Source organism: Rhizobium album, from assembly GCF_003122325.1.
GTDB lineage: Bacteria > Pseudomonadota > Alphaproteobacteria > Rhizobiales > Rhizobiaceae > Metarhizobium > Metarhizobium album.
The window spans coordinates 80,407-105,230 of sequence record NZ_QFBC01000012.1 but is presented as its reverse complement, the minus strand read 5'-3'; the positions used below and the strand labels follow the sequence as shown (position 1 = coordinate 105,230).

The following is a 24,824-nucleotide window of genomic DNA, read 5'->3' as shown; positions in this document are numbered from 1 at the left end:
ACAAAAGCGAAGGTCCGGACCGGTTCCGGGCCTTCTTGCCCTGCCTTCAAGCTCCGGCAGAAATTCGGCCGCGGACGGTTGATCCCCGACGGCCGGGCGACAACTATGCTACCGTAACACCGCAATCGCAGCGGAAAGAGGTCGCATGTTCGTCCAGCGTGTCAGTTTTTATATCCTCCTCGTCCTGGTCACCATCGCCTTTGCCGCGGTGATCCTGCCGTTCTATTCGGCGATCTTCTGGGCGGTGGTGTTTGCGATCATCTTCTTTCCGCTCCATGCGCGGCTGGAGACTGCCCTCGGCGGCCGGCGCAACAGCGCAGCCGCACTTTCGGTGCTGATCTGCCTCGGCCTGGTCATCATTCCGGGTCTGGTCATTCTCAGTTCGCTGGTGCAGCAGGGCAACAAGCTCTACCAGAGCATCGAAAGCGGCCAGATCGACCTCCGCCTGCTGTTCCAGCAACTGATGGCGGCCTTGCCGGATTTCATCCGCGAGCGGATCGAGACGCTGGATCTTCAAGGCGTCGAGGAACTGCGCAGCCGCATCTCCTCGACATTGATGCAGGGCGGCAGCTTCTTTGCCGGGCGGGCGCTGAGTTTCGGGCAGAACACGCTGCAATTCTTCATCACCTTCGGCGTGATGCTCTATCTCCTGTTTTTCCTGTTCCGCGACGGCCGGTATCTGGCCGGCGCCATTCGCCGGGCGCTGCCGCTCAGCGATGCGCATACGCTTCGTTTCACCTCGAAATTCACCTCCGTGGTCCGGGCGACGGTGCGCGGCAACGTCATCATCGCGGTGCTGCAGGGAACGATCGGCGGCGTCGCCTTCTGGGCGCTGGGCATCGAGCCGGCGTTCCTGTGGGGCGTGCTGATGAGTGTCCTGTCCTTGCTGCCGGCGGTCGGCGCCGCCCTCATCTGGGCGCCTGCCGCCCTCTATCTCGCGCTCACCGGCGTGTGGATCAAGGCGATCATCCTCGTGGCGATCGGTGTCCTGGTCATCGGCCTGGTCGACAACTTTCTGCGGCCGCCATTGGTCGGCAAGGAAACGCGGCTTCCCGACTACGTCGTGCTGATCTCGACGATCGGCGGCATTGCCCTGATCGGCATCAACGGCTTCATCATCGGCCCGCTGATCGCAGCGCTTTTCATCTCGGCCTGGGGTATCTTCATCGAAGAGCGGGATACGCCTGCAACCGACATATAGCGGGTCTTCGCGACTGGAAGGGAGGCGAAAACCCGCTGTCCCTTTGCATCAGCCGCCGAAGAACAGGTTGGTGAAATAGCCGGAAAAATCCGGCTTTTCCGCCAGCACCTTGCCTTCACCGTCCTTGAGGATCTGCGATGTGAAGAGGTAATCGCCGATCGCCGTCATCTTGGCGGGATCGATGCGGCCGGTGATGCCGTCCGCCGTGCGGAAATAATGGCCGTCGATCAGGGCCTGCAGCGAGGCGCGCACGAAGGTGCGGTCGGTCAGCGCGTCCTTGCTGGCAGATACCAAGAGGTCCGTCGCCTCGTCGGGGTGATCGACCGCAAATTCATAACCCTTGCGTGTCGCCTCCACGAAGGCGCGGGCGGTGTCCGGATTGGCGGTGAGGTAGGCGTCGCTGGAGCCGATGAGGGCGGTATGTTCGTCCGGAACGCCGTAGTCGGCGTAGCGGAAGGCGCGTTGCGCCGCTCCTTCCAGCTCCGCCTTGACGCCTTCCCAGGTGTAGACCTCCAGGGTGAAATCCACCGCGCCGTTTTCCAGCGCCTGGTAGGCGGAGGTGCCGAGCGTCACGGTCTCGAACGTGCCCTTGCCGCCGTCATGGCGGATGATCGAGCCGATCAGCGCATTTTCCCAGGCGCTGCCGAAACCGCCATAGGTCAACCCGTCGAGATCTTTCGGGCTCTTGATGTCGCTGCGGTTGGCCTTGAACACCAGCCGGCCGGTCTCCGTCTGTGTGACGGCATAGGCGGCGACGAGATCGGCGCCGGCGGTGCGCTGGGTGAACAGGCCGATCGAGCCGAGAATGCCGAAATCGGCGACATGGTTGGCGACCAGCGTCGCCGCCGAGGTATCGGTGTAGGGCAGGATTTCCACGTCAAGGCCGGCATCGCGGTAAAATCCCATGTCACGGGCGATGAACAGGCCGATGTGGTTGGTGTTCGGCGTCCAGTCGAGCGCGACGGTGACCCGCGTGCTGTCCTGTGCTCTGAGCGGTACGGCGAGGAGGGCAAGGCCGGCGGCGGAGGCAAGCGCGGCGCGGCGGGTGAGGATCGGCATGGTCATGGCGAGGGTCCTTCATGGGGTTCGAGCAGGGTTTCGAGGATGAGGTTTTCGATGTCGGCGGCGTTGGTGCGCGCATTGTGCCGATGCCGCGGGCGAGGCAGGGGGACGCCGATCTCGCGGACGACCCGCGCCGGGCGCGGCGACAGCACGTAGATGCGGTCGGAGAGATAGACGGCTTCCCGCACGTCGTGGGTCACCAGCAGGACGGTCCAGCCATGGTGGGCACGCATCTCCTCGAGCCAGCGCTGCATGGCCGTGCGCGTCAAGGCGTCCAGCGCGCCGAACGGTTCGTCGAGCAGCAGCATCGGCCGGCCCTGCACAACGGTGCGCATCAAGGCGGCGCGCTGGCGCATGCCGCCGGAGAGTTCGGCCGGATAATGGTTTTCGAAACCGGCCAGCCCGAACTCGTGAAAGAAAGGGGCAACGATCGTTCGGGCCTGGCTGCGCCGCATGCCCTGCACTTCAAGGCCGAGCGTCGTATTGTCGATGATGCGCCGCCACGGCATCAGCGCGTCGCGTTGCGGCATGAAGGCGAAGGGTCTGGCATTGCGGTCGAGCGGCGCGCCGTCGAAAAACATCTCGCCGGCTCTAGGCGCCATCGCCCCGGTCAGCAGGCGGAAGAGGGTGGATTTGCCGGCCCCGGAGGGGCCGAGGATGGAAACGAACTCGCCGCGCCCGACGGATAGCGAGATATCGTCCAGAACCGGCATGTCGCCGTAGCCGCTGGAAATGCCGCGAAGCTCCAATCTCGGCGGCGTCATCGGCGGCCTCCGCGCCGGCCTTGCGTCCAGGGCATCGCGAGGCGCTGGACGAGCAGCGTCGCTGCAAACAGGACGAGGGTGAGGATGGCGCTGACCAGCACCGCGGCGAGCACGAGATCGGCGCGAAAATTGTTCTTGGCGTTGAGGATGTAGATGCCGAGGCCTTTGGCCGAGCCGGCATATTCGGCGAAGATCGCGCCGACCACCGCATAGGTGATGGAGATGCGCAGGCCGGCGAAAAAATAAGGCAGGGCGGAGGGCAGCCGGGCGAGCAGGAAGCGTTTCCAGCGCGGCGCGCCCATGGAGGCGAGAAGTTGTTCTATCTCCTCTTCCGTCGCCTCATACCCTTCGGTCAGCGCCACCAGCATCGGAAAGAAGGTCACGAGTGCGATCAGCAGGATTTTCGGTGTCAGCCCGAAACCGAACCACAGCACCACCAGCGGGGCGATCGCCACCAGCGGCAAGGTCTGGCTGATGATGAACACCGGAAACAGCGCCCGGCGCAGCGGCTGGAAGAAGTCGATCAGCACCGAAAAGACGAAAGCGGCGGCCAGCGAGCAGGCGAAACCGAGCAGCGTGGCGCGGATCGTCGGCAGCGTATTGTCCCAGAGCGCTTCCCGGTATTCATAGGCCTGGACAAGTACGCGCGAGGGCGCGGGCAGGGTCGTGGGCGAAATGCCGGAGAAGCGGGCATAGGCCTCCCAGGCCAAATACAGCAGCCCGACGGCGAGTATAGCCGGAAAGGCGCGTGCAAATGGCTGACGAAACGAGGCGGCGAGGCGCCGCAGGCGGGATGAGGCAAACATCGAACCAAACCGGAAAAGCGGCCGCAGCCCGCGCGTCAGAGCGGGGTGGGGCTGTTTGCGGAAACGGTGAGGTCGATGGTCACATGCCCGGCCGGCGGCCCGAAACGCACGAAGGCTTCATGCACCGTCGCGAAGATGGCGCCGGCATCGCCGCGCAGCTTGGTGCAGAAATTCTTCGACCGGTCGAAGACGCCGGACGATTTGATGAAATCGATGCAGCCGTAGATTTCGTCCATGTGCTGGTCAATGCCGAGCGTATAGAGCGAGAATTGCGCGGCGGTCGGCTGGCCGGAAACCGGGGTTTGGGCGACGGCAGCCAGTGCCTGCTGCTTGCGTTCGGCAAGCGGCGAAAGCGGTCCGCCGAGCGCCGGTGTCTGGCAGATTGGGTCGTCCGGTTCGCCGGGGCAGCCGCGCGATATGGTGGCATGCAGCACGGTATGGGTGCCGGTCTTGGCCGCGGCGACGAAGAGATCGCGCATCGCCGCAAACAGCACGTCCGGTGTGCCGACCAGCAGCGTCGAGACGTCGTCGGTCTCGATCCGCAGCCGGTCGCGATAGGGGTCCAATGCCGAAAGGGCATTCATGATGACGCCGATAAAATCATCGGACATCGGGTACAGGGAAATCTGTGCGCCTGAAAACATCGCTCGCCTCGCTCCGCTGGCATTATCCAGATCAGCTTGAGGGTCCACGGTCATGCGACCGAATCTCAGCCCCGGCAATACGGAGCACCCCTGTGTTCCTATTGCTTAGAACGGCGGGAGCCAGTTTGGCAAGCCCTGAATTTTGCATTTCTGCGACCGCCTGCGGGTGGCGATTGCACTGCTGGCCGAAAATCGCTAGTGCGGTTGGCATGACGGAGGATCATCGATGCCCCAAATGCCCGTGCCGAAGATCGCGCTGTTTTCCGGCGGCAGCGCCTGCCGCTCGATCAACATGGCGCTGGCGCGCAAGGGGCTCGACATCACCCGCATCGTGCCCGCCTGGGACAGCGGCGGCAGTTCGAAAACCATCCGGCAATCCTTCGATATCCTCTCGGTCGGCGATATCCGCCAGGCGCTGATGACCATGGCGCATGGCGAGGGGCGGGCGGGCGACGTCGTCAAGGTGTGCAATACGCGGCTGTCGGATGGGGCCGATCCCCGCGATGCCTTCTGCGAGTTCGAATTTTATGCCGAAGGCCGCCATCCGCTGCTGGAGCGCATGTCGCCGGGGTTGCGGGCCGCCATCCTCAACTATCTCAACCTGTTCCGCAGCCGCGCCGGCGAAAACTTCGATTACCGCAACGGCAGCATCGGCAACTTTATCCTCACCGGCGCCTATCTCGCCCACAACAAGGATATCAACACCGCCATCTTTGTGTTCCGCAAGATCTGCGGCATCGCCGGCAATGTCTGGCCCGCTTCACTGCAGAACGATATCGAGTTGCGCGCCGTCTTGAACAACGGCAAACAACTGCCGCAGCAACACCTGATCACGACGATGGGGGAGGCGGATTCGGCTGCCGGCATCGAGCGGATCGCCTTGATCGCGGGCAAAGCTTCGGCCGGCATCGCGGCAAACGGCGCGGTCGTTGAGGCGGTGCAGAAAGCCGATCTGATCGTCTTCGGGCCGGGGAGCTTCTACACCAGCATCCTGCCGCATTTGCTGATCGACGGCGTGGCCGAGGCGGTGGCCGGCAACATCCGTGCGGGCAAGGTGTTCGTCGGCAATATCCTGCAATGCCGGGAAACCCGCGGCTGCGACCTTGCCGATCTCCTCGGCAGTTTTGCCGCCACCTGGCGGAAACGTACCGGCGGGACAGCAGTGCCGCTGACGCATGTCGTCGCCAACCGGCAATTCCTGCCCTTCGAAAAGCGGCTGGGCTCGACGCCCTATGTGCCCAACGGCGCGATCCGCGAGATGTGCGCCGACCTCGGCGCCGAATTGCTGCTCGGCGAGTACGAAGATGCCTGGCAGCGCGGCCAGCATGACGGCGAGGCGGTCGCCGATATTCTCACCGGCCTTCTTCCGGCCTGAACCGGCGTCCAGGCAAATCTTATCTGAAGAAAATCTCGTTTGATTTCCGTCTCGTAGCGTTGCAGAAAGGCGGCCCGGAGGCAGGGACGCGACATGAAGACTGGGTGGAGCAGGAATGCGGAAGCGATCGTCTGGGTGACCATTGCGACGGCGTTGTTTTCGATCATCTTCGCCTCGGGCAAGTTTGCCGGTGAACTCGCCCCGCCGCTGCAGGTGAACGTCATGCGTTACATGGGCGGGGCTGCGACACTCATCGTGCTGGCCTCCTTCCAGCGCCAGAAACTGTCCTCCTATCGCAGCGGACGGCCGCTGTTTCATTTCATCCGCACGGTCTTCGGCGTTTCCGGCGGCCTGACCATCATCCAGTCCTCCACCGACATGCCGATCGTCGATGCGACGGCGATCAGCCTGCTCTACGTCGTTTTTGTCGTGCTGCTCGGGGTGATGATCCTCGGCGAACGCCTCGGCTGGCGGCATGTCGCCGGCATCCTCGCCTGTTTTGCCGGTGCTGCCCTCGTCGTCACCTCGCGCGGCGCCTTCCGGCATGTGGACGTCGCCTACATCGCCCCTGCGCTGCTTGCCCTGTTCGGGGCGCTGCTGCTGGCCGTCGAAGGCATCATGATCAAGCTGCTGGCGCAATCCGACCGGCCGATGGTGGTGATGTTGCATGTCAACATCTTCGGCCTGCTGCTGCTGGCGGTGCCCGCCTGGTTCGTCTGGCAGCCGGTAACGGTATGGCAGGCGCTGCCGTATGTGCTTCTCGGGCCGATGGGTATCGCCGCGCAATATTGCGTCATTCGTGGTTACCGCATGGCCGATCTTTCGGTCGTCGGCCCTGTGGATTACAGCTGGCTGATCTTCGCCTCGCTGATCGGGCTGTTGTTTTTCAACGAGATCCCGACCGTCGGCGTCGCGACCGGCTGCGCCTTCATCGTGCTTGGCGGCGTCGTGCTGGCGACGATCAAGCCGCGTCCGGAAAAACAATCGCTGTTCGAACTGCAGTAAATTCGCCGACTGCCCGAATATCTGCCGTTCGACGGCTTTCGAATGGAGCGATTTTCCGGTCCTGACCGGTGGCCGCGGTTGAACGAAGGCCGTCACAAGTTCCCCTCCCCGGCCGGGCGAATATCCCGGCCGGGGAGTCCATCATTTCAGATCAACGCTGCGAGGCAAGCTCCGCCTCGGCGAGATCGAGGGCGACGAGCAGACGGTCGAAGGCGAGGTCGATGGTCTCGCGGGTCCAGATCAGCGGCGGCGACATGATCAGCGTGTCGTCGGTGGCGCGGATCATCAGGCCGTTGGCGATGGCGTGGTCGCGCACCTTGGTGGCGGCCGAACCGCCCGGCTGGAAGCGGCTGCGATCCGCCTTGTCCTTGACGATCTCAATGCCGCCCATCAGGCCGACGGAGCGCGTTTCGCCGACCAGCGGATGCACGGCGATGCGCTTGGCGAGCTGTTCGGCGAGATAGGGACCGGTGTCGTTGCGGACGCGATCGACCAGGCCTTCCTCTTCGATGATCTCGATGTTCTTGAGACCGACGGCGCAGCAGACCGGATGGCCGCTATAGGTGTAGCCGTGATAGAACTCGCCACCCTTCTCCACCAGCGTCTTGGCGATCCGTTCGCCGACCAGCAGCGCCGAAAGCGGCTGGTAGCCGGAGGTCAGCGCCTTGGCGGTGGTGATCGTGTCGGCCTCGATGCCGAAGGTGGTTGCCGCAAACCATTCGCCGGTACGGCCGTAGCCGGTGATCACTTCGTCGAGCATCAGCAGGATGTCGTATTTCTTGCAGATGCGCTGGACTTCCGGCCAGTAGCTCGCCGGCGGGATCTTGACGCCGCCCGCACCCATGATCGGCTCGCCGATGAAGGCGGCTACCTTGTCGGCGCCTGCCGCCAGGATGGCATCCTCGATTGTCCGTGCCGCGCGCAGGCCAAAAGCCTCGTCGCTTTCGCCTGGTTCGGCCAGTTCATAGGCGTAGGGTGCCATGACGTGCACGATGTTCGGCACGGCACCGCCCAGTTGCTTGTGCATGTGCGACATGCCGCCCAGCGAGGCGCCGGCGACGGTCGAGCCGTGATAGGCGTTCTGCCGCGAGATGATGATGTTCTTCTCCGGCTTGCCTTCCAGCGCCCAGTAGTGGCGCACCAGCCGCAAGGCCGTGTCGTTCGATTCCGAGCCGGACGAACCGAAGAACACCTGTTCGATGTTCGGCGGCGCGATTTCGGCGATCTTGGCCGAAAGCTGCACCGGCGACGGCGTGGCGCATTTGAAGAACGAGTTGTAGTAGGGCATCTCGCGCATCTGCTCGGCGGCCACGTCGGCCAGCTCGTCGCGGCCGTAGCCGATGTTGACGCACCAGAGGCCGGCCATGGCGTCGAGGATTTCGGTGCCCTCGCTGTCATAGATGAACGGCCCCTCGCCGCGCACGATCATCCGCGAACCGGCGTTGCGCAGTTCCTTGTGGTCGGTGAAAGGATGCAGGTAATGCGCAGCATCGAGTTGCTGCAGTTCCTGCAGCTTGTACTTGTGATTGGTGATGTTCATTGTTGTGTCCTTGCGTCTTTGGTCTTGGTGAAAACAAGGTCAAAGGCAGGGATGGGGCGAATAGCCGATGCGGGCGCAGAGCCGTAAAAGTTCGGCATGGAGCGTCCGCGCCGAAGGCGTGGAAACGAACTCATCCCGGATCCTTACGATTCTCTCCATGGTGCTTTCTTCGCGAAACGGCGCGTTGTCGTTAGATCCGGCGCTGGTTGCGCCGTGTCTTCCCCTTGATGCGGCGGCGCTTGGCCACACGTTCCGAGAGGAACGATATAACGCCGCCGTCGATCGCACAATCCGGTTCTCGAAAATCCCGTCGGCTGTTTCTCAGACGATCGCCTCGATGAGGAATGGTCCCGGCCGCCGCAATGAGGCATCGAAGGCGTGCCGGAAGGCCGAGATGCTGTCGACCCGTACGGACTCGACGCCCAGCCCCTTGGCGAGGCTGACCCAGTCGACGGCGGGGTCCTTGAGTTCGAGCATGCGCCGCGCATTCGGCCCGGCCTGCTCGACGCCGACATTGCGCAACTCGCCTTCAAGGATGCGATAGGCCTGATTGGCAAAAACGATGGTCACGACGTCGAGTTTTTCGCGTGCCTGCGTCCACAGCGCCTGCACCGTGTACATGCCGCTGCCATCCGCCTGCAGGCCGATCACCTTGCGGCCGGGGGCGCCCACGGCCGCGCCGGTCGCCAGCGGAATGCCGATGCCGATGGCGCCGCCGGTGATGGCGAGATAGTCGTGCGGTGCGGAATGTTGCGAATGGGAGAAGAAGGATCGCGCCGAGGTCAGCGCCTCGTCGCAGATGACGCTGCCTTCCGGCATCATCTGCGCGACGAGCATGGCGATCACCTCCGATGACAAGGTGCCGTCGGGGATCGTGCCTTCGTCGCGGTGCGGCGCGGCAATGCCGGCCCGTTGCGCCGTGCCGCCGCCGACCGCTTCGGCCAGACGCGAAAGGGCGTCGGGCAGATCCTGATCCGGCGTGGCGAGCGTCACGATGCGGCAATCCTCCCGCGCCAGTCGGCCGGGCTTGCCGGGATAGGCGAAGAAACCCACCGGATCCTTGGCGCCGACCAGGATCAGCGCATCGAATTCCTTCAGCATCTCGATGGCGAGGTCTATCGGATAGGGTATGCGGTCGACGGCCACCCGCCCTGCCCCGCGCTCGATGCGGGCATTCGAGGTTTCGGTCAGCAGCGCCACGTCGGCGACGGCGGCGATGCTGCCGGCAATGGCAAGCGGCTTCTGCCGCAAGGACCGGCCGCCGAGCAAGAGCCCCACCCTCGCGCCGGACCGCAGCACGCGGGCGGCTTTGGCGACGGCCTCGTCCGTTACGCGCTGCGGCGCAATGGCCTCGACACGCTTGACCGCCTGCGGCGGCGCCGGGCTCCAGGCGCAGTCGGCCGGCAGGATCAGCGTGCTGATGCCGGGCGGCGAGACCGCGTGGCGAATGGCCTCCGCCGCATCGGCCGAAAGCGTGGCGGCATTGCGAACCTTGCCGACCCAGTCACACATCGGCCTCGCCAGGCTGCCGATATCGCTGGTCAGCGGCGCATCGTGCACGAGATGATAGGTGGCATGGTCACCGACGACGTTGACCATCGGCGTGCGGGCGCGCCGGGCATTGTGCAGGTTGGCAAGCCCGTTGGCGAGGCCGGGGCCGAGATGCAGCAGTGTCGCCGCCGGCTTGTCCGCCATGCGGGCGTAGCCGTCCGCCGCCCCCGTCACCACGCCTTCCGACAGGCCGAGCACGCAGCGCATACGCGGATTGCGGTCGAGTGCCGCGACGAAATGCATCTCCGAAGTGCCTGGATTGGCAAAACAGACGTCGATGTCGTTGGCGAGCAGGCTTTCGCAGAGAATATCCGCACCGTTTGGCTGCGACATGTATTTTCCTCCATGCATGTCCTCGGGGTTCGGAGCTAACCTAGTCGCGGGGCCTTTGATTGCACAGGGGGCGAACGGGAATATTGACGGTTCAAACCGCCGTCAGCCTCTCGGGCAGCAGCGATGTGTCCGCCACGGAGGCCAGGAAACTGGACAGGCTTGCCGAACGCAGCGGCACGAAGGGCTTTTCATGCTCCTGGCAGAGCCGCTTGACCATGCCGGCTGCGGCATGGCTGATGCAATCGACCGGGAAAAACGCAGCCTTCGCCTGGCTGACAAGGCCCGGCAGCAGCGAATTGTTGTCCTCGATGCCGCCGTCATGGGTCAGCAAGGTCACGCCCTGCCGGGATGCGAGGCTGCGCAGGCGATCGAAGAGATTGCGCCTGCCACCGACGTAAAGAACCGGAATCCCCTGCTCTTCGGCGGATAACGCCTCCTTCTCCGGGCTTGCTTCCCGCGCCAGCATCTCTTCGAGAAAGGCGATGGAACGCTCCATTTCGCTGTTCTGGCGTTCTGCCAGCTGCAGGCGTTTTTCGGTTTCCCGCAATTGCGCCTCGGCATCCATTGCCCGCTTGCGCTCGTTGTCGGCCCTTGCCGTTTCCGTCTGCAGGGTTTCGCCTGCGTCATCCGGCCTGCTGCGCGGTTCTTCCGTCGCGTCGACGCGCGCCTGCGCCTGGATGAGCGAAGCCTCCAGGGCCTCTATCTGCTGGAGCAGACTGTCGCGTTCCGTGGCAGCAAGGCCGAGTCGTTCCTCCTGGCGCCGGATCTTGGCCGCTTGTGTATCGAGTTCCGCCTGCAGCGTGCGCAGGCGGGCGATGTCGAGCCGGTTGGAACTGCCCACGAGATGCGAAAGCATATGCACCTCGCCGAAAACCTCCTGCAGCAAAGGCTGATCGGTCGCCGGATGGCTGACCACGGCCCAATAGGCGCCGGCGATTTCGCCGCGTTCCAGGCACTCCAGCCAAAGCTGCCGGATGTCGTCCGGATTGGAAAGCCTGGCAAAGCGCTTGATCATCACGTCGTGCCGCCGGTCGAGCGCCTTGTTGAGCAGCTTTCCCGCAAGGTCGCGTTGCCCGGCCGCCCGGACGCCGCGGCTGTGCAGCACATGGTCGCTGGCGCGCTTGAGGTCGGTGTCATCCAGCTTGGCAAGCACTTGACGCAATTCTGTTGTCGTCAGGCAGGTGCCGACGATCGAGCAATGGAAGGTCGGCGATATGTCCCATGTCTTGCGCCGCAGGTTGCGACCGGCGTCCTGCACACCGCTCGCCGGGGAGGATGGGACGGGCAGGCTCAAGGCGTTCATGAATACCGGCTGGCCGTGCTTGTAACTTGCCAGAAGAGACATGGGGCTTTCCATTCGTTATATTTCATGAAATATTACGCTAGTCCGCAAACACCGGACGAGCAAGGCCGTTGTCGAAAATTTACGACCGGAGAGCCGGAGGCCTGGAGGAGGCCGCTATCTCAGGATTGCGACAGTTTGCGCCATGAAAATTTACGCGCGTCGCATGCCATCCATTGGTCGAATTGAAAAACGAGACTTTATTCTGCAAAAGAATATGCTCAGTTCCGTTGGGAGGAGCCGATGCACGAACAGACTGCACATGCGGATCATGTCTATGCCTCCGCGCAGCAGAGCTCAGCCGCTGCGAGTTCGCCGATCGTTGCTTCATGGCGGCGGTGCATGACCATGCACCAGCTGGCCCCGGAGGATCAGCGCGTCCCGCTGCGGCTGATGGAGCAGGAATTCCGCCTGGCCCGCGAGGAGGCGGAACAACTCGTCGCCCACGCCACGGATGAACTCGATCGCCTGTTCGCCACTTTCGGCAAGGGCGGTTGCTGCCTGCTGCTCACTGATCGCAGCGGCATCGCGCTGGAGCGCCGGGGGGCTGCCGGCGACGACCGTGAGTTCCGTTCGCTCGGCCTGTGGACCGGCTCGGTCTGGACCGAAGCCAGCATCGGCACCAACGGCATCGGCACGGCGCTTGCGGATGAACGCGCGGTCAGCATTTTCCGCGACCAGCATTTCTTCTCGTCCAACATCCGCCTCAGCTGCACCACGGCGCCGATCCGAGATCATCGCGGCCAGATCTTTGCCGCGCTCGATATCTCGACCTGCCGGGACGACGTCAACGAGATGACGCTGGCGATCCTGTCGCAGACGGTGCGCGATGCGGCCACGCGTATCGAGCTCAATGTGTTTCGCAGCGCCTTTCCGGGCGCGCGGTTCGTGATGTTGCCGTTCGGCGCCAATTCCGCCGCAGCACTTCTGGCCGTGGACCGGCACGACCTGGTGATCGGCGCCACGCGCGCGGCGCGCCTCACCCTGAAGCTGGACGACAAGCGCATCGCCGCCGGCCTGCCGGCCGCCGACGTGCTGCAGGAAAGCCGCGCGCCGGGTGCCGACCTCATCGAAGCCGAACGGGCGGCCCTGCTGCAGGCGCTGTCGCGCAACAACGGCAATGTTTCGCGTTGCGCCGCGGCACTCGGCATCAGCCGGGCGACGCTGCACCGCAAGATGAAAAAACTCGACCTGCATTGACGTTTCCGCGCAGCCGGGGTGTCGCAGCCCTGCGACACTGTGCAATGCGGTATGGCCTCGGGGTGCTGGTTCCAAACCCCGGAAACGCGCAGATTTCCTCCATCGGTTCACTCGAACCCGATCCATCTCAGGGAGGATGACATGCTGCATCAGAAAATCGTCGAATCTCCGTTCAAGCTGAAATACGGCAACTTCATCGGTGGCGACTGGCGCGAACCGATCGGCGGCCGCTATTTCGAGAACACCACGCCGGTGACCGGCGGCAAGCTGTGCGATATTCCGCGTTCCGACGAAAACGACATCAACGCCGCGCTGGACGCTGCCCATGCCGCCAAGGAAAAATGGGGCCGCACATCGGCTGCGGAACGCTCCAACATCCTGATGAAGATCGCCCAGCGCATGGAGGACAAGCTGGAGGTTCTGGCGCAGGCCGAGACCTGGGACAACGGCAAGCCCATCCGCGAGACCATGGCCGCCGACATCCCGCTGGCGATCGACCATTTCCGCTATTTCGCGTCCTGCATCCGCGCCCAGGAAGGCTCGATCGGCGAGATCGACCACGATACCGTCGCTTATCATTTCCATGAGCCGCTCGGTGTCGTCGGCCAGATCATTCCGTGGAATTTCCCGATCCTGATGGCGGCCTGGAAGCTCGCCCCGGCGCTCGCCGCCGGCAACTGCGTCGTGCTGAAGCCTGCCGAGCAGACGCCGGCCTCCATCCTCGTCTGGGCCGAGATCGTCAGCGACCTGCTGCCGCCCGGCGTGCTCAACATCGTCAACGGCTTTGGCCTCGAAGCCGGCAAGCCGCTCGCCACCAGCCCGCGCATCGCCAAGATCGCGTTCACCGGCGAAACATCCACCGGCCGGCTGATCATGCAGTATGCCAGCCAGAACCTCATTCCGGTGACCCTGGAACTCGGCGGCAAGTCGCCCAACATCTTCTTTGCCGACGTTGCGGCGGAAGATGACGACTTCCTCGACAAGGCGCTCGAAGGTTTCGCGATGTTCGCGCTGAACCAGGGCGAGGTCTGCACATGCCCCAGCCGGGCGCTCATCCAGGAATCGGTCTATGACCGCTTCATGGAAAAGGCCGTCAAGCGTGTCGAGGCGATCAAGCAGGGCAACCCGCTGGATTCGGCAACGATGATCGGCGCCCAGGCGTCCAGCGAGCAGCTGGAAAAGATCCTCGCCTATCTCGATATCGGCAGGCAGGAAGGAGCGGAAGTCCTCACCGGCGGATCGCGCAACGATCTCGGCGGCGATCTCTCGGGCGGTTTCTACGTCAAGCCGACGATCTTCAAGGGCCACAACAAGATGCGTGTGTTCCAGGAGGAGATTTTCGGGCCTGTGGTCTCCGTCACCACCTTCAAGGACGAGAAGGAAGCCCTCGAAATCGCCAACGATACGCTCTATGGCCTCGGCGCCGGCGTTTGGACCCGTGATGGCAACCGCGCCTATCGCTTCGGCCGGGAAATCCAGGCCGGCCGCGTCTGGACCAATTGCTATCACGCCTACCCGGCCCACGCGGCCTTCGGCGGATACAAGCAGTCGGGCATCGGCCGCGAAACGCACAAGATGATGCTCGACCACTACCAGCAGACGAAGAACATGCTGGTCAGCTACAGCCCGAAGGCGCTCGGATTCTTCTGAGCCGCCAGAGTGTGGTTTTTGCAATTCCGCCTCTCCCCTCCCCCGGGGAGAGGCGATTTTGATGGCGCATGGCGGAGGAGGACGACATAGAAGCGACTGTCAACGGCGAACCGCGGGTGCTGGCGACCGACGCCGCCCTCGCCCTGATCGACGAAATCCGCAGCGACTATCCGGAGATTCTGTTCCACCAGTCCGGCGGCTGTTGCGACGGCTCGTCGCCGATGTGTTATCCGGCCAACGAATTCCGCGTCGGCGAGACCGACGTGAAGCTCGGCGAGATCGGCGGCGTGCCGGTCTATATCAGCGGCAGCCAGTTCGAGGCATGGAAACACACGCAATTGATCATTGACGTCGTGCCCGGCAGGGGCGGCATGTTCTCGCTGGACAACGGCCGCGAAAAACGTTTCCTCACCCGCTCCCGCCTGTTCGGCGGCGGAGAAGCCTGCGCCGTTCCCGGCGCCCGGTAACCGCATCCATTCCAGTCATTCGGCCGCGGCAGGCAGGCGCTCGACGTTGGTTGCCGGCTCTTCGTGCCTTGCCGAATTGCGCCCGACCAGCGAATAGACCATCGGCACCACGAACAGCGTCAGGATCGTGCCGAGCGACATGCCGCCGACGATGACCCAGCCGATCTGCTGGCGGCTTTCGGCCCCTGCTCCATGCGCGATCGCCAGCGGCACGGCACCGAGCACCATGGCGCCGGTGGTCATCAGGATCGGCCGCAGGCGCAGGGTCGCCGCCTCGATGACGGCGGTCAGGCGCGGATTGCCGGCCTCCTGCTGCTGGTTGGCGAATTCGACGATCAGGATGCCGTGCTTGGTGATCAGGCCGACCAGCGTCACCAGGCCGATCTGCGAATAGACGTTCAGCGAGCCGCCGGCGAAATAGAGTGCGGCCAATGCGCCGGTCATCGACAGCGGCACCGAGATCATGATGATCAGCGGATCGCGGAAACTTTCGAACTGGGCGGCAAGCACGAGATAGATGAAGCCGAGCGCCAGGACGAAGACAATGGCAAGGCTTTGCCCCGCCGCCCGGAATTCGCGGCTCTGGCCGGAGACATCCGTCTGCACGCTGTCCGGCAGCACCTCGCGCGCGGCATTTTCCATGAAGGTCAACGCCTCGCCGGTGGAGGTGCCGGGGGTCAGGTTGGCGGAGACAGTCACGGCCCGCAGCTGGTTGAAACGGCGCAACTCCTGCGGCGCGACGCTTTCCTTGACGGTGACGAGGTTGGAAAGCTGAACCATCTCGCCCGACGGCGACTTGAGGAAGATTGTCGACAGCGTCGAGGGCGAGGCCCTGTCTTCGGCGGCCAGCTGCACATAGACGTCGTATTGCTCGCCATCCGTCTCGAAGCGGGTCACCTGGCGGCCGCCGAGCAGCGTTTCCAGCGTGCGGCCGACGACGGAAATATCGATGCCGAGATCGGACGCCTTTTCGCGATCGATGTCGATCGTCATTTCCGGCTTGTTGAGCTTGAGGTCGGTATCGACGTTGGTCAGGCCGGGATAATCGGCGATCCGGTCGAGGAACCGGCGCGTCAACTGGTCGAGTTCTTCATAGGTGCCGGAACTCTGCAGCACGAATTCGATCGGCCGGGCATTGCTCGACGTGCCGAGCGACGGCGGATTGTTGGAGAAAGCATTGACGCCGGCAATGCGCCGGAGCTCCGGCAATATCGAGGCAACCAGTTCCTGCTGCCGCTTGTCGCGGGCATCCCACCCCTTCAGGCGGCCGAAGACCAGGAAGCGGTTGACTTCCGGCATGCCGTTAATCGTCTGGATGCTGTCGACCTCGGTGATCGGTTTCAGCAGTTCCTCGACCTGTTTCGAATAACGCTCCGTATAGGCAAGCGTCGAGCCTTCCGGTGCCGTGCCCATGACACGGATGACGCCGCGATCCTCGATCGGTGCCAGTTCCTGCGGCAGCTTCATGTAAAAATAGACGCTGCCGCCGGCCACCACCAGGGCCAGAAGGGCGACCAGCGGGCGGATGCGTAGCGAGGCGGTCAGCAGGCTACGATAGCCGTTTTCCAGCCCGGTCAGGCCGCGCTCGATGAAGGAGGAGATCCGTCCGGGCTTCGCCTCGTGGCGCAGCAGCCGCGAACACATCATCGGCGTCAGCGTCAGCGCCACGAAGCCGGAAACGATGACCGCACCGGCCAGCGTCAGCGAGAATTCCAAAAACAGCCGTCCCGTGCGGCCGGCGGCGAAGGCGACAGGTGCGTAGACGGCGGCAAGCGTCAGCGTCATGGCAATGACGGCGAAGCCGATTTCGCGCGTGCCCTTGAGCGCCGCCTGGAACGGCTTCATGCCCTCTTCGATATGCCGGAAGATGTTTTCCAGCACCACGATGGCATCATCGACGACAAGCCCGATCGCCAGCACCATGGCCAGCAGGGTCAGCGTGTTGATACTGAAACCCAGCGCATACATGATGGCGCAGGTGGTGATCAGCGAAATCGGGATGGTGACGATCGGGATGATCGAGGCGCGCAGCGACCGCAGGAAGACGACGATGACGATCAGCACGAGGATGATGGCCTCGACGATCGTCGAATAGACGCCGCCGATCGCCTTTTCGATGAAGACGGAATTGTCGTTGCCGATGGCGCCGGTCATGCCATCGGGCAGGTTTTCGTTGATGCCGGGCAGGATGGCGTTGACGCCGGCGGAAACATCCAGCGGATTGGCCACTGCCTGCTTGATGATGCCGACGACGATGGCGCTTTCGCCGTTGAAGCGGCCGGCCCGCCGTTCGTCGGCGGCGCCGAGTTGTACCCGGGCAACCTCGCTCAGGCGGACCAGCGTGCCGCCGTCGCGCTTGACGATGACGTTTTCGAATTCCTTGACCGTGCTCAGCGCCGTCTTCGACAGCACGGTGAACTCGCGATCGTTGCTCTCCAGGCGGCCGGCCGGGATTTCGACGTTCTGGGAGCGCAGCGCGTTTTCGATCTCCTGCACCGTCAGCCCGAGGGCGGCCAGCCGTTCGCGATCGATCCAGATGCGCATGGCATAGCGCCGCTCGCCGTAGATCTGCACGTCTGCCACGCCGGTGACGTTCTTGAAGCGGTCGACGATGTTGCGGTCGACATAGTCGGTCAGCTCCAGCGGCGACATGTTGTCGTTGCGGAAGACGACGAAGACCACCGGCTGCGCATCGGCTTCGACCTTGGAGATGACCGGCTCGGTGATCTCGTCGGGAAGGCGCTGGCGCACGCGGCTGACGCGGTCGCGGACATCGCTGGCGGCAACGGCGGGGTCGATTTCGAGGCGGAAGCGCACGGTGATGCGGCTCGATTCCGCCCGGCTGTTGGATTCCAGCACATCGATGCCCTCGATGCCGGCAATCGACCCTTCGAGGACCTGCGTCACCTGGCTTTCGATGATGCTGGCGGAGGCGCCGGGATAGCTGGTGACGACCGAGACCACCGGCTCGTCGATACTGGGATATTCACGCACGCTGAGGCGATCGTAGGAAACGATGCCGACCAGCAGCATCAGCAGGCTCAGAACCGTCGCGAAGACGGGACGACGGATACAGAGTTCCGAGAATCCCATGAAGCGCTCCTCAGCTTGCCGATGCCTGCGGCGCGGCGCCGTTGACGATATCGACCGCGGCACCCTTGCGCAGGCGCGCCTGGCCGGCAACCACCACGGTTGCGCCGGGGACGAGGCCTTCGAGTTCGACGATGCCGGCCTTGCGGCCGGTAATGGTCACCTTGTTTTCCTGCGCCTTGCCATCGACGATGGTCCACACCAGGCGATCCTGCCCGCGGGCGACGATGGCCGCTTCCGGCACCGTCACGACCTTTTTCTGATCCATGCCCTTGATCAGGATGCGGGCGAACAGGCCGGGACGCAGGGTCAGATCGTCATTCGGCAGGCGCGCGCGGATGCTGACGGCGCGGCCGTTGACATCGACCATCGGATCGATCGCATAGATCGTGCCGGTGAACGCCTTGCCGGGCATGGCATCGACGGAGATCTCCACCTCCTGGTCGACGCGGACCTGCTGCAGGTTGGTTTCCGGCACCTTGAAATCGACCTTGAGCACATTGATCTTCTCGATATTCACCAGCGGCGTGCCGACGGCGACGTAGCTGCCGACGGATACGCGCCGCAGGCCGACGACCCCGTCGAAAGGAGCGGCGATATCCAGCTTGGCCAGTTGCACGCGCTGTGAATTCAGCAGCGTCGTGGCGGTGTTGCGCTCGGCCAGCGCCGTGTCGAGTTCGCGCGCAGTCCCGGTGCCGTTGCCGGCCATGCGCTGTGCCCGGTCGTAATTGCTGGTGGCCAGGTCGAGCCGCACCTTGATTTCGTCTTCCGATGCCCTGGCGAGCGAGTTGTCGAGGCTGACGAGGATGTCGCCGGCCTTCACCGGGCGGCCTTCGTCGAAGCGGATGGCCGCAACGCGACCGGCGACTTCCGGCGCAAGCTGCACGGATTCATCGGATTGCAGCGTGCCGATGGCATTGATGTCGGTGGTCGCGATCGTTTCTTCTGCGGTGGAAACCTCGACCGCCGTCGCAGATGGCGTCCGGTTCGCCGGCTGGCTGGCTGTCGCCGGGGCCACGTCGAGCACGGAACTCGCGTCGATCCAGCGGAAATGCACAGCGGCGCCGCCGGCCACAGCCGCCAGCACGATCAGGAACAACCCTGTCACGACCTTCATCATGACCTACCTCGTCATTTTGCAACGCACCATCACGCCTATAGTCACAGCAATGGAGCAAAAGTGGAAATTAAAGTTTAGTAATAAGATCACGGACCGATCACGCAATTGTGCGATGCAGCAGGGTCGGAGGTGCGAAAAATGGAGCTGGACGGGGTATTCGCTTATCCTTTCCTCCGGGCGGAAACGGGCAGATACCGATTCGTGCCGGCCGCATTCGCAGAACGCCAGACATCGTCTTTGGTTCAAACCGGCGCATTTATGGCAACGCTACATGATGGACATGTTTACGTCGGTCGCTGGATGCTCAGAATAAAGGAGAAAATTGCCTGGGTCCATCGGCTGCCAAATCCGGCCACCCGTCACGCGGCGGGGGAATAAACCGAAGCAGCGACGGTGCGGTTCCTGCCGCCGGACTTGGCGCGGAACAGCGCCGCATCGGCGCGTGTCACAAGGGTAGTGACCGGGCCGTCCTGCGGCGACGAGGCCGCGCCGACGGAAATCGTCACCGAGCCGAGAATGCGTCCACGATGCGAGAAGGGTGTTGCGGCGATCTGCTCGCGAAGGCGCTCGGCAAGCTCCAGCCCCTGCGCCTCCGTCGCTTGCGGCAGCAGCACGGTGAATTCTTCCCCGCCGAAACGGAACACCTTGCCCGCCTTGCCGACGGTATCGCGCATGATCTGCCCGACATGCTGCATGACGACATCGCCGGCATCGTGGCCATAATTGTCGTTGAAACGCTTGAAGTGGTCGATGTCGATCATCAGGCAGGCGACCGCTTCGTCCCGGTTGTCACGTGCCAGATGGTTCAGTGCTTCGTCCAGGCTGCGGCGGTTCAGGAGGCCGGTCAGGGCATCGCTGGTGGCGAGGCTGGTCAGCCTTTCGCGCAATTGCAGGTTTGCGGTGGCGAGGCCGATGTTTTCCGCGATCAGTTCGAGGTAAAGCCGCGAGGCCTCGTTGACGCCCTGATGCCCTTCCCTCTCCTCGAAATACAGCAGCCCGATCGTATCGCCCTGCGCCATCAGCGGCACACACAGGCCGGCCGTGACGTGGTTGTCGAGATGATGGCAGGGAATGTCGTCGTGGGCGCTGTTGCTGATATGCGCATGCCCCCGCCGCAATGCCCAACAGGCGTCGGGGGCAAAGGTTTCGCTGCAATGCTGCGGCTCGAGCCAGGTGCCGATCCGGAAGAGCGAGGTCCTGCCGTCGTTCATCACGTAGAGATGCCCGGCGAGGTTCGGGAAGATCTGCGGCGCAAAACGCGAAACGATATCCGCCAGTTCCTGCCGGTTCTGGCATGCCTGCAGGCGGTGCATCATCTGCAGGATGAGATCCTTGGTCTGCTGGTCCTGCCGGCGTTCGGCGTCCATACGGTCGCGCTCGATGCCGTTGGTGCGGAAGATCTGGATGGCCTGGTGCATGTCACCGATTTCATCCTGGCGGCGATCGATTGGAACATCGACCGTATAATCCTGGTTCGCAAGCCGCCGGACGATGCCTGTCATCCGCGTCAGCGGCATGGAAATCCGCCGTTTGAGGATGAAGTAGAGCACGCCAAGGAACAGCGCGGCAGTGAGGGCCAGCATGACCTTGGCAGCAAGTCCGAGCCAGTCGCTGCGGATACGGGCGACTTCCAGCGCCTGTCCGGTCCGCGCGTTCGTCAACGTCGAGAACTGCTCGACCTGGCCGAGCAGCAGGGCCTGAAGACGTTCGTGCTCGGGGCCGAACAACAATTGCCTGGCGCCGGAAACGTCGTTTCGCCTGTAGGCCGCGACGGCGGCCTGTTCGGTGCTGTCCAGCGCGTCTGCGGCGGCGCCGACGGACTGCAGGACACGCAGTTCTTCGTCCGAGGCGCCGAATTCTTTTATGCGCTCGATGGTATGTTCAAGATTTCGCTCTTCGTTTTCCTTGGCGGCGAACGCTTCGAAATGGCGTTCGTGGCCGCGGATGACGTAGAGACGCGCTTCGTCGGTGCGTTCTTCCGCCACCAGCGCCAGATGTTTTGCAAGGCCGTCCAGGGCCAGATGCTGTTCGACGGCGATGCGTTCCTGGTTGGCGCTGTTTGCAGACAGCATGAAGGCCGCGCCGGACAATGCCGTCAGCAGAACCGTGAAGCCATAAGCCCAATTGGTGATCTCGTTTATGCGCATGCTTGCAATTTATAAGTCATGGGCATTGAGAGAGACTTAAGGCAAAAGTATATGCGCCGGCGCTGTCAGGCCCTTTCTTCCCAAATCCGGGCAAGTTCGACGATGGTGGCGACCGCCTTTTCCATATCCTGGCGGCTGACCCACTCCAGCGGCGAATGAAAGGCATGGCCGCCGGCGAAGATGTTGGCGCAGGGCAGGCCCATGAAGGAGAGGCGCGAGCCATCGGTGCCGCCGCGGATGCTGCCGCGCACCGGTGTCATCCCGGCCCGCCGGATCGCCTCCACGGCGTTGTCGCTGATCTCGGGATGGCGATCGAGGATCGCTTTCATGTTGCGATATTGCTGCCGCACGGCAAAACTGTAGGAAGAGCCGGGATAGGCCTGCATTACGCCCTTGACGATGTCTTCGAGCAGCGCTTCCTTGTCTGCCAGCCCTTCTTCCACGAAATCGCGGACGATCAGGCTGATTTGCGCCTTCTTCATCGATCCCTTGATGTCGGTCGGGTGGATGAAGCCTTCCCTGCCTTCGGTGGCTTCCGGAGAAAGGTTTTTCGGCAAGGCCGCGACGATCTCGCCGGCGATCTTGATGGCGTTTTCCATCTTGTCCTTGGCGAAGCCGGGATGGATGGCGACGCCCTGGATGGCGATCTCGACGCCATCGGCGGAAAACGATTCGTCCTCGACATGCCCGGCCGTTTCACCGTCCATGGTATAGGCAAACCGGGCACCGAGCTTTTCGATGTCGACCTTGTCGACGCCGCGGCCGATCTCTTCGTCCGGCGTGAACAGGACCTTGATCGTACCGTGCCGGATGTCGGGATTGCCGATGAGGACCTGCATGGCTGTCATGATCTCGGCGATCCCGGCCTTGTCGTCGGCGCCGAGCAGCGTCGTGCCGTCCGATGTCACGATGTCGTTGCCGATCTGGTCGCGCAGCGCCGGGTTCTCCGCGACCCGGATGACCTGCTGCGGGTCTGCCGGCAGCCGGATATCGCCGCCGGCATAGTTTCGAACGACCTGCGGCTTGACGCCGGTTCCGGTGAAATCTGGCGCCGTGTCCATATGTGAGCAGAAGCAGATGACGGGCACCGTCTTGTCGCTGTTGGAGGAAAGCGTCGCATAGACATAACCGTGCTCATCGAGATGGGCGTCGGTTAGGCCAATGGCCTGCAGTTCCGCCACCAGGATGCGTGCCAGGTCCTTCTGCTTCTCCGTCGAGGGCTGCGCCGGCGAATCCGGGTCGGATTGCGTATCGACAACCACGTAGCGGAGGAAACGATCGAGAACGGTGTCGGTCATGGCTATTCTCCTGTATTCACAGCGTTTTTGTGCGACGTGGATTACGGCCGCTGCTCCAGAAGCGTCGGCGGCTCCTGCTCCGCCTGGGCATCGTGAAGCTTGCGGTAGAGCCCGCCGCGCAGCGTCACCAGTTGCGAATGCGTTCCCTGCTCGATGATCGCGCCGCGATCGACGACGAGGATGCGGTCCGCCCGGACGATGGTGGCGAGCCTGTGGGCGATCACCAGCGTCGTGCGGCCCTTCGACAGTTCCGCCAGGGATGCCTGGATGGCGCGTTCCGTCTCGGTGTCGAGCGCCGATGTCGCTTCGTCGAGGATGAGGATCGGCGGGTTCTTCAGGAAGATGCGGGCGATTGCCATGCGCTGTTTCTGGCCGCCGGACAGCTTGACGCCGCGTTCGCCGATCATCGTGTCGAGACCGTCGGGAAGCGCGGTGATGACGTCGTCGAGGCGGGCGCGGCGGGCGGCGTCCCATATTTCCTCTTCTGTGGCGTCGAGCCGACCGTACGCGATGTTTTCGCGGATGGTGCCGGCAAACAGGAAGACATCCTGCTGGACGATGCCGATATTGCTGCGCAGCGATTTCAGCGCCACATCGCGGATGTCGACGCCGCCGATGCTGATGGCACCGCCGGTGACGTCATAAAACCGCGGCAGCAGCGAGCACAGCGTCGTCTTGCCGGCGCCGGAGGGGCCGACGAAGGCCACCATCTCGCCGGCCTTGATCGACAGGTTGAGATTGTCGAAGATCGGGCGCTTGTCGCTGTAGCCGAAACGGACGCCGTCGTAACGGATATCGCCTTCGAGCCGCCCGACCATCCTTGCCTCCGGCCGGTCGGTGATTTCGGGCTTCTGCGCCAGGAACTCTAGGTATCGCTGGAAACCGGCAATGCCCTTCGGATAGGTCTCGATGACCGAGCTGATCTTCTCGATCGGCCGCAGGAAGACGTTGACCAGCAGCAGGAAGCCGACGAAGCCGCCGGCGCTCAATTCGCCGCGGGTCACGAACCAGGCGCCGGCCAGCATGACGACGACCTGGACGAAGCGCATCGAAAAATAATTGAGCGACATGGAAGCCGCCATGAAACGGTAGGCTTCCAGCTTGGTGCGACGGTAGTTGCCGTTGTCCTTGGCAAACAGCTTGCGCTCGTGATCCTCGTTGGCGAAGGCCTGGACGACACGGATGCCGCCGACATTGGCCTCGATGCGGGTGTTGAAGTCGGCGACGCGGTGATAGAGCGCGCGCCAGGTCGTCGTCATGCGGCCGCCGTAATGGGCGGTGACGAGCGCCGTCAGCGGCACGATGGCCACGGTGATCAGCGCCAGCGGCACATGCACCCAGAACATCATCGCAAATGCGCCGATCAGCGTCATGATCGCCAGGAACAGGTCTTCCGGGCCGTGATGCGCCACCTCGCCGATTTCCTCGAGGTCCTTGGTCAGCCGCGCGACGAGATGGCCGGTCTTGGCATTGTCGAAATAGCCGAAGGACAGCGTCTGCAGGTGATCGAACGCCTTGCGCCGCATCTCCGTCTCGATGTTGATGCCGAGCATATGGCCCCAATAGGTGACGATGACCTGCAGGCCGGCATTGATGAAATAGATGGCGAGCAGCCCCGCAGCCGCCAGCGCGACCAGGCCGATCTGGTTGGTCGGCAGCAGTCTGTCGATGAACAGGGTCACGGCGACCGGGAAGGCGAGCTCCAGCAGGCCGGAGGCGATCGCGCTAAAAAAATCCAGGAAAAACAGTCGCTTGTGGGGTGCGTAGTAGGCAAAGAAACGCCTGATCGTGCTCGTCATGATTGTCTCCGGCGCAACGGGCGCCATAAAATTCGGCCTTACTTAACCCAAAAAGGAAGCTTTGAAAATCAAGTCGGCGTGTTGTGAGACGGGAGATTTTCCGTTGGCCGCTGCCCTGCCCTGCCGGCTTGGGCGCGGCTGTTGAACTCGCAGGCTCACTGCCCTATAATTTTGGGGTGAAGTGCAATTGAGACGATGAACCGCAGCTTGGCAAAGCAAGGAGGTCTCATGGCCCAGTCCGTTCCGCTCAACAGAGATGATCAGCAAGGTATCGCACGCGACCCCCTGCTCGACGAAGCCGAACATGCATTCGATATTTCCGAGGATTTGAAGGCAAGCTGGGAGCCGGCCGCCTTCCTGATGTCCAACGAGGTGCATGTCGCCGCTGGCGGCGGCATCCTCAAGCGGCTTTTCGGCACGGACCCGTAGG

19 protein-coding genes are annotated in these 24,824 nt (G+C 63.4%); 7 read left to right on the top strand and 12 right to left on the bottom strand.

Translation table 11 applies throughout. The features are described 5' to 3' along the window. The first annotated feature begins 145 nt into the window (after positions 1-145). Complete coding sequence (locus DEM27_RS22475; protein WP_109460480.1) at positions 146-1,201, top strand: AI-2E family transporter; 1,056 nt, start codon at positions 146-148, stop codon at positions 1,199-1,201. Positions 1,202-1,249: 48 nt separating this feature from the next. On the opposite strand, the gene DEM27_RS22470 is transcribed toward DEM27_RS22475, so the two are convergent. From DEM27_RS22470 to DEM27_RS22455, 4 genes are read right to left on the bottom strand one after another with little or no spacing between them, the layout of a single operon-like run. Beyond that, positions 1,250-2,260 (bottom strand): ABC transporter substrate-binding protein, encoded by a 1,011-nt coding sequence (locus tag DEM27_RS22470; protein WP_109460569.1) that lies wholly within the window; start codon positions 2,258-2,260, stop codon positions 1,250-1,252. 2 nt (positions 2,261-2,262) lie between these two features. Next, positions 2,263-3,027 carry an ABC transporter ATP-binding protein gene (locus tag DEM27_RS22465; RefSeq protein WP_109460479.1) on the bottom strand — a complete coding sequence of 255 codons (765 nt, stop codon included), beginning with the start codon at positions 3,025-3,027 and terminating at the stop codon, positions 2,263-2,265. Further along, positions 3,024-3,833, bottom strand: coding sequence for an ABC transporter permease (locus DEM27_RS22460; protein ID WP_165823532.1), 810 nt, complete (start codon positions 3,831-3,833; stop codon positions 3,024-3,026). Before DEM27_RS22460 ends, DEM27_RS22465 begins: the two co-directional genes overlap by 4 nt. A gap of 35 nt (positions 3,834-3,868) precedes the next feature. Next, positions 3,869-4,477, bottom strand: coding sequence for a YkoF family thiamine/hydroxymethylpyrimidine-binding protein (locus DEM27_RS22455; protein WP_109460478.1), 609 nt, complete (start codon positions 4,475-4,477; stop codon positions 3,869-3,871). A gap of 226 nt (positions 4,478-4,703) precedes the next feature. Here DEM27_RS22455 and DEM27_RS22450 point away from each other — a divergent pair, with 226 nt between their 5' ends. Both DEM27_RS22450 and DEM27_RS22445 read left to right on the top strand, forming a co-directional pair. Then, positions 4,704-5,852: a gluconeogenesis factor YvcK family protein gene (locus DEM27_RS22450; protein ID WP_245446038.1), complete on the top strand. Its 1,149-nt coding sequence runs from the start codon at positions 4,704-4,706 to the stop codon at positions 5,850-5,852. A 93-nt stretch (positions 5,853-5,945) separates the two neighbouring features. Further along, positions 5,946-6,857: a DMT family transporter gene (locus tag DEM27_RS22445; protein ID WP_109460477.1), complete on the top strand. Its 912-nt coding sequence runs from the start codon at positions 5,946-5,948 to the stop codon at positions 6,855-6,857. Positions 6,858-7,008: 151 nt separating this feature from the next. On the opposite strand, the gene DEM27_RS22440 is transcribed toward DEM27_RS22445, so the two are convergent. From DEM27_RS22440 to DEM27_RS22430, 3 genes are all read right to left on the bottom strand, one after another. Beyond that, a complete protein-coding gene (locus DEM27_RS22440; RefSeq protein WP_420028846.1) occupies positions 7,009-8,397 on the bottom strand; it encodes an aspartate aminotransferase family protein in 1,389 nt (462 codons plus the stop codon). A 321-nt stretch (positions 8,398-8,718) separates the two neighbouring features. Continuing rightward, positions 8,719-10,281 carry an acetolactate synthase large subunit gene (locus DEM27_RS22435; RefSeq protein WP_109460476.1) on the bottom strand — a complete coding sequence of 521 codons (1,563 nt, stop codon included), beginning with the start codon at positions 10,279-10,281 and terminating at the stop codon, positions 8,719-8,721. 91 nt (positions 10,282-10,372) lie between these two features. Then, positions 10,373-11,626, bottom strand: a complete 1,254-nt coding sequence (locus tag DEM27_RS22430) for a DUF2325 domain-containing protein (RefSeq protein WP_165823531.1) — start codon at positions 11,624-11,626, stop codon at positions 10,373-10,375. 240 nt (positions 11,627-11,866) lie between these two features. Between DEM27_RS22430 and DEM27_RS22425 the strand changes: the two genes are divergently transcribed. From DEM27_RS22425 to DEM27_RS22415, 3 genes are all read left to right on the top strand, one after another. Then, positions 11,867-12,823 carry a helix-turn-helix domain-containing protein gene (locus DEM27_RS22425; RefSeq protein WP_109460474.1) on the top strand — a complete coding sequence of 319 codons (957 nt, stop codon included), beginning with the start codon at positions 11,867-11,869 and terminating at the stop codon, positions 12,821-12,823. Between the two features lie 141 nt (positions 12,824-12,964). Beyond that, positions 12,965-14,473: an aldehyde dehydrogenase gene (gene adh / locus DEM27_RS22420; protein ID WP_109460473.1), complete on the top strand. Its 1,509-nt coding sequence runs from the start codon at positions 12,965-12,967 to the stop codon at positions 14,471-14,473. 86 nt (positions 14,474-14,559) lie between these two features. Beyond that, the gene (locus tag DEM27_RS22415; protein ID WP_109460565.1) at positions 14,560-14,940 is read left to right on the top strand and encodes a DUF779 domain-containing protein; all 381 of its coding nucleotides are present in this window, start codon (positions 14,560-14,562) and stop codon (positions 14,938-14,940) included. A 15-nt stretch (positions 14,941-14,955) separates the two neighbouring features. Here DEM27_RS22415 and DEM27_RS22410 read toward each other — a convergent pair whose 3' ends face one another. From DEM27_RS22410 to DEM27_RS22390, 5 genes are all read right to left on the bottom strand, one after another. Further along, a complete protein-coding gene (locus tag DEM27_RS22410; protein WP_109460472.1) occupies positions 14,956-18,033 on the bottom strand; it encodes an efflux RND transporter permease subunit in 3,078 nt (1,025 codons plus the stop codon). A gap of 10 nt (positions 18,034-18,043) precedes the next feature. After that, complete coding sequence (locus tag DEM27_RS22405) at positions 18,044-19,150, bottom strand: efflux RND transporter periplasmic adaptor subunit (RefSeq protein WP_245446036.1); 1,107 nt, start codon at positions 19,148-19,150, stop codon at positions 18,044-18,046. A gap of 359 nt (positions 19,151-19,509) precedes the next feature. After that, a complete protein-coding gene (locus DEM27_RS22400) occupies positions 19,510-21,297 on the bottom strand; it encodes a diguanylate cyclase (RefSeq protein WP_109460471.1) in 1,788 nt (595 codons plus the stop codon). A gap of 65 nt (positions 21,298-21,362) precedes the next feature. Further along, positions 21,363-22,595 carry a peptidase T gene (pepT, locus tag DEM27_RS22395; RefSeq protein ID WP_109460470.1) on the bottom strand — a complete coding sequence of 411 codons (1,233 nt, stop codon included), beginning with the start codon at positions 22,593-22,595 and terminating at the stop codon, positions 21,363-21,365. 41 nt (positions 22,596-22,636) lie between these two features. Further along, positions 22,637-24,394 (bottom strand): ABC transporter ATP-binding protein, encoded by a 1,758-nt coding sequence (locus DEM27_RS22390; protein ID WP_109460469.1) that lies wholly within the window; start codon positions 24,392-24,394, stop codon positions 22,637-22,639. A 228-nt stretch (positions 24,395-24,622) separates the two neighbouring features. Between DEM27_RS22390 and DEM27_RS22385 the strand changes: the two genes are divergently transcribed. After that, entirely contained in the window at positions 24,623-24,823 is a 201-nt protein-coding gene (locus DEM27_RS22385) for a hypothetical protein (protein ID WP_109460468.1), read from the top strand. Position 24,824: the final 1 nt, after the last annotated feature.

Coding starts and splice junctions, on each gene's coding strand:
- DEM27_RS22475 (WP_109460480.1), top strand. CDS start 146: ATGTTCGTCCAGCGTGTCAGTTTTTATATCCTCCTCGTCCTGGTCACC.
- DEM27_RS22470 (WP_109460569.1), bottom strand. CDS start 2,260: ATGCCGATCCTCACCCGCCGCGCCGCGCTTGCCTCCGCCGCCGGCCTT.
- DEM27_RS22465 (WP_109460479.1), bottom strand. CDS start 3,027: ATGACGCCGCCGAGATTGGAGCTTCGCGGCATTTCCAGCGGCTACGGC.
- DEM27_RS22460 (WP_165823532.1), bottom strand. CDS start 3,833: ATGTTTGCCTCATCCCGCCTGCGGCGCCTCGCCGCCTCGTTTCGTCAG.
- DEM27_RS22455 (WP_109460478.1), bottom strand. CDS start 4,477: ATGTTTTCAGGCGCACAGATTTCCCTGTACCCGATGTCCGATGATTTT.
- DEM27_RS22450 (WP_245446038.1), top strand. CDS start 4,704: ATGCCCCAAATGCCCGTGCCGAAGATCGCGCTGTTTTCCGGCGGCAGC.
- DEM27_RS22445 (WP_109460477.1), top strand. CDS start 5,946: ATGAAGACTGGGTGGAGCAGGAATGCGGAAGCGATCGTCTGGGTGACC.
- DEM27_RS22440 (WP_420028846.1), bottom strand. CDS start 8,397: ATGAACATCACCAATCACAAGTACAAGCTGCAGGAACTGCAGCAACTC.
- DEM27_RS22435 (WP_109460476.1), bottom strand. CDS start 10,281: ATGTCGCAGCCAAACGGTGCGGATATTCTCTGCGAAAGCCTGCTCGCC.
- DEM27_RS22430 (WP_165823531.1), bottom strand. CDS start 11,626: ATGTCTCTTCTGGCAAGTTACAAGCACGGCCAGCCGGTATTCATGAAC.
- DEM27_RS22425 (WP_109460474.1), top strand. CDS start 11,867: ATGCACGAACAGACTGCACATGCGGATCATGTCTATGCCTCCGCGCAG.
- adh (WP_109460473.1), top strand. CDS start 12,965: ATGCTGCATCAGAAAATCGTCGAATCTCCGTTCAAGCTGAAATACGGC.
- DEM27_RS22410 (WP_109460472.1), bottom strand. CDS start 18,033: ATGGGATTCTCGGAACTCTGTATCCGTCGTCCCGTCTTCGCGACGGTT.
- DEM27_RS22405 (WP_245446036.1), bottom strand. CDS start 19,150: ATGATGAAGGTCGTGACAGGGTTGTTCCTGATCGTGCTGGCGGCTGTG.
- DEM27_RS22400 (WP_109460471.1), bottom strand. CDS start 21,297: ATGCGCATAAACGAGATCACCAATTGGGCTTATGGCTTCACGGTTCTG.
- pepT (WP_109460470.1), bottom strand. CDS start 22,595: ATGACCGACACCGTTCTCGATCGTTTCCTCCGCTACGTGGTTGTCGAT.
- DEM27_RS22390 (WP_109460469.1), bottom strand. CDS start 24,394: ATGACGAGCACGATCAGGCGTTTCTTTGCCTACTACGCACCCCACAAG.
- DEM27_RS22385 (WP_109460468.1), top strand. CDS start 24,623: ATGGCCCAGTCCGTTCCGCTCAACAGAGATGATCAGCAAGGTATCGCA.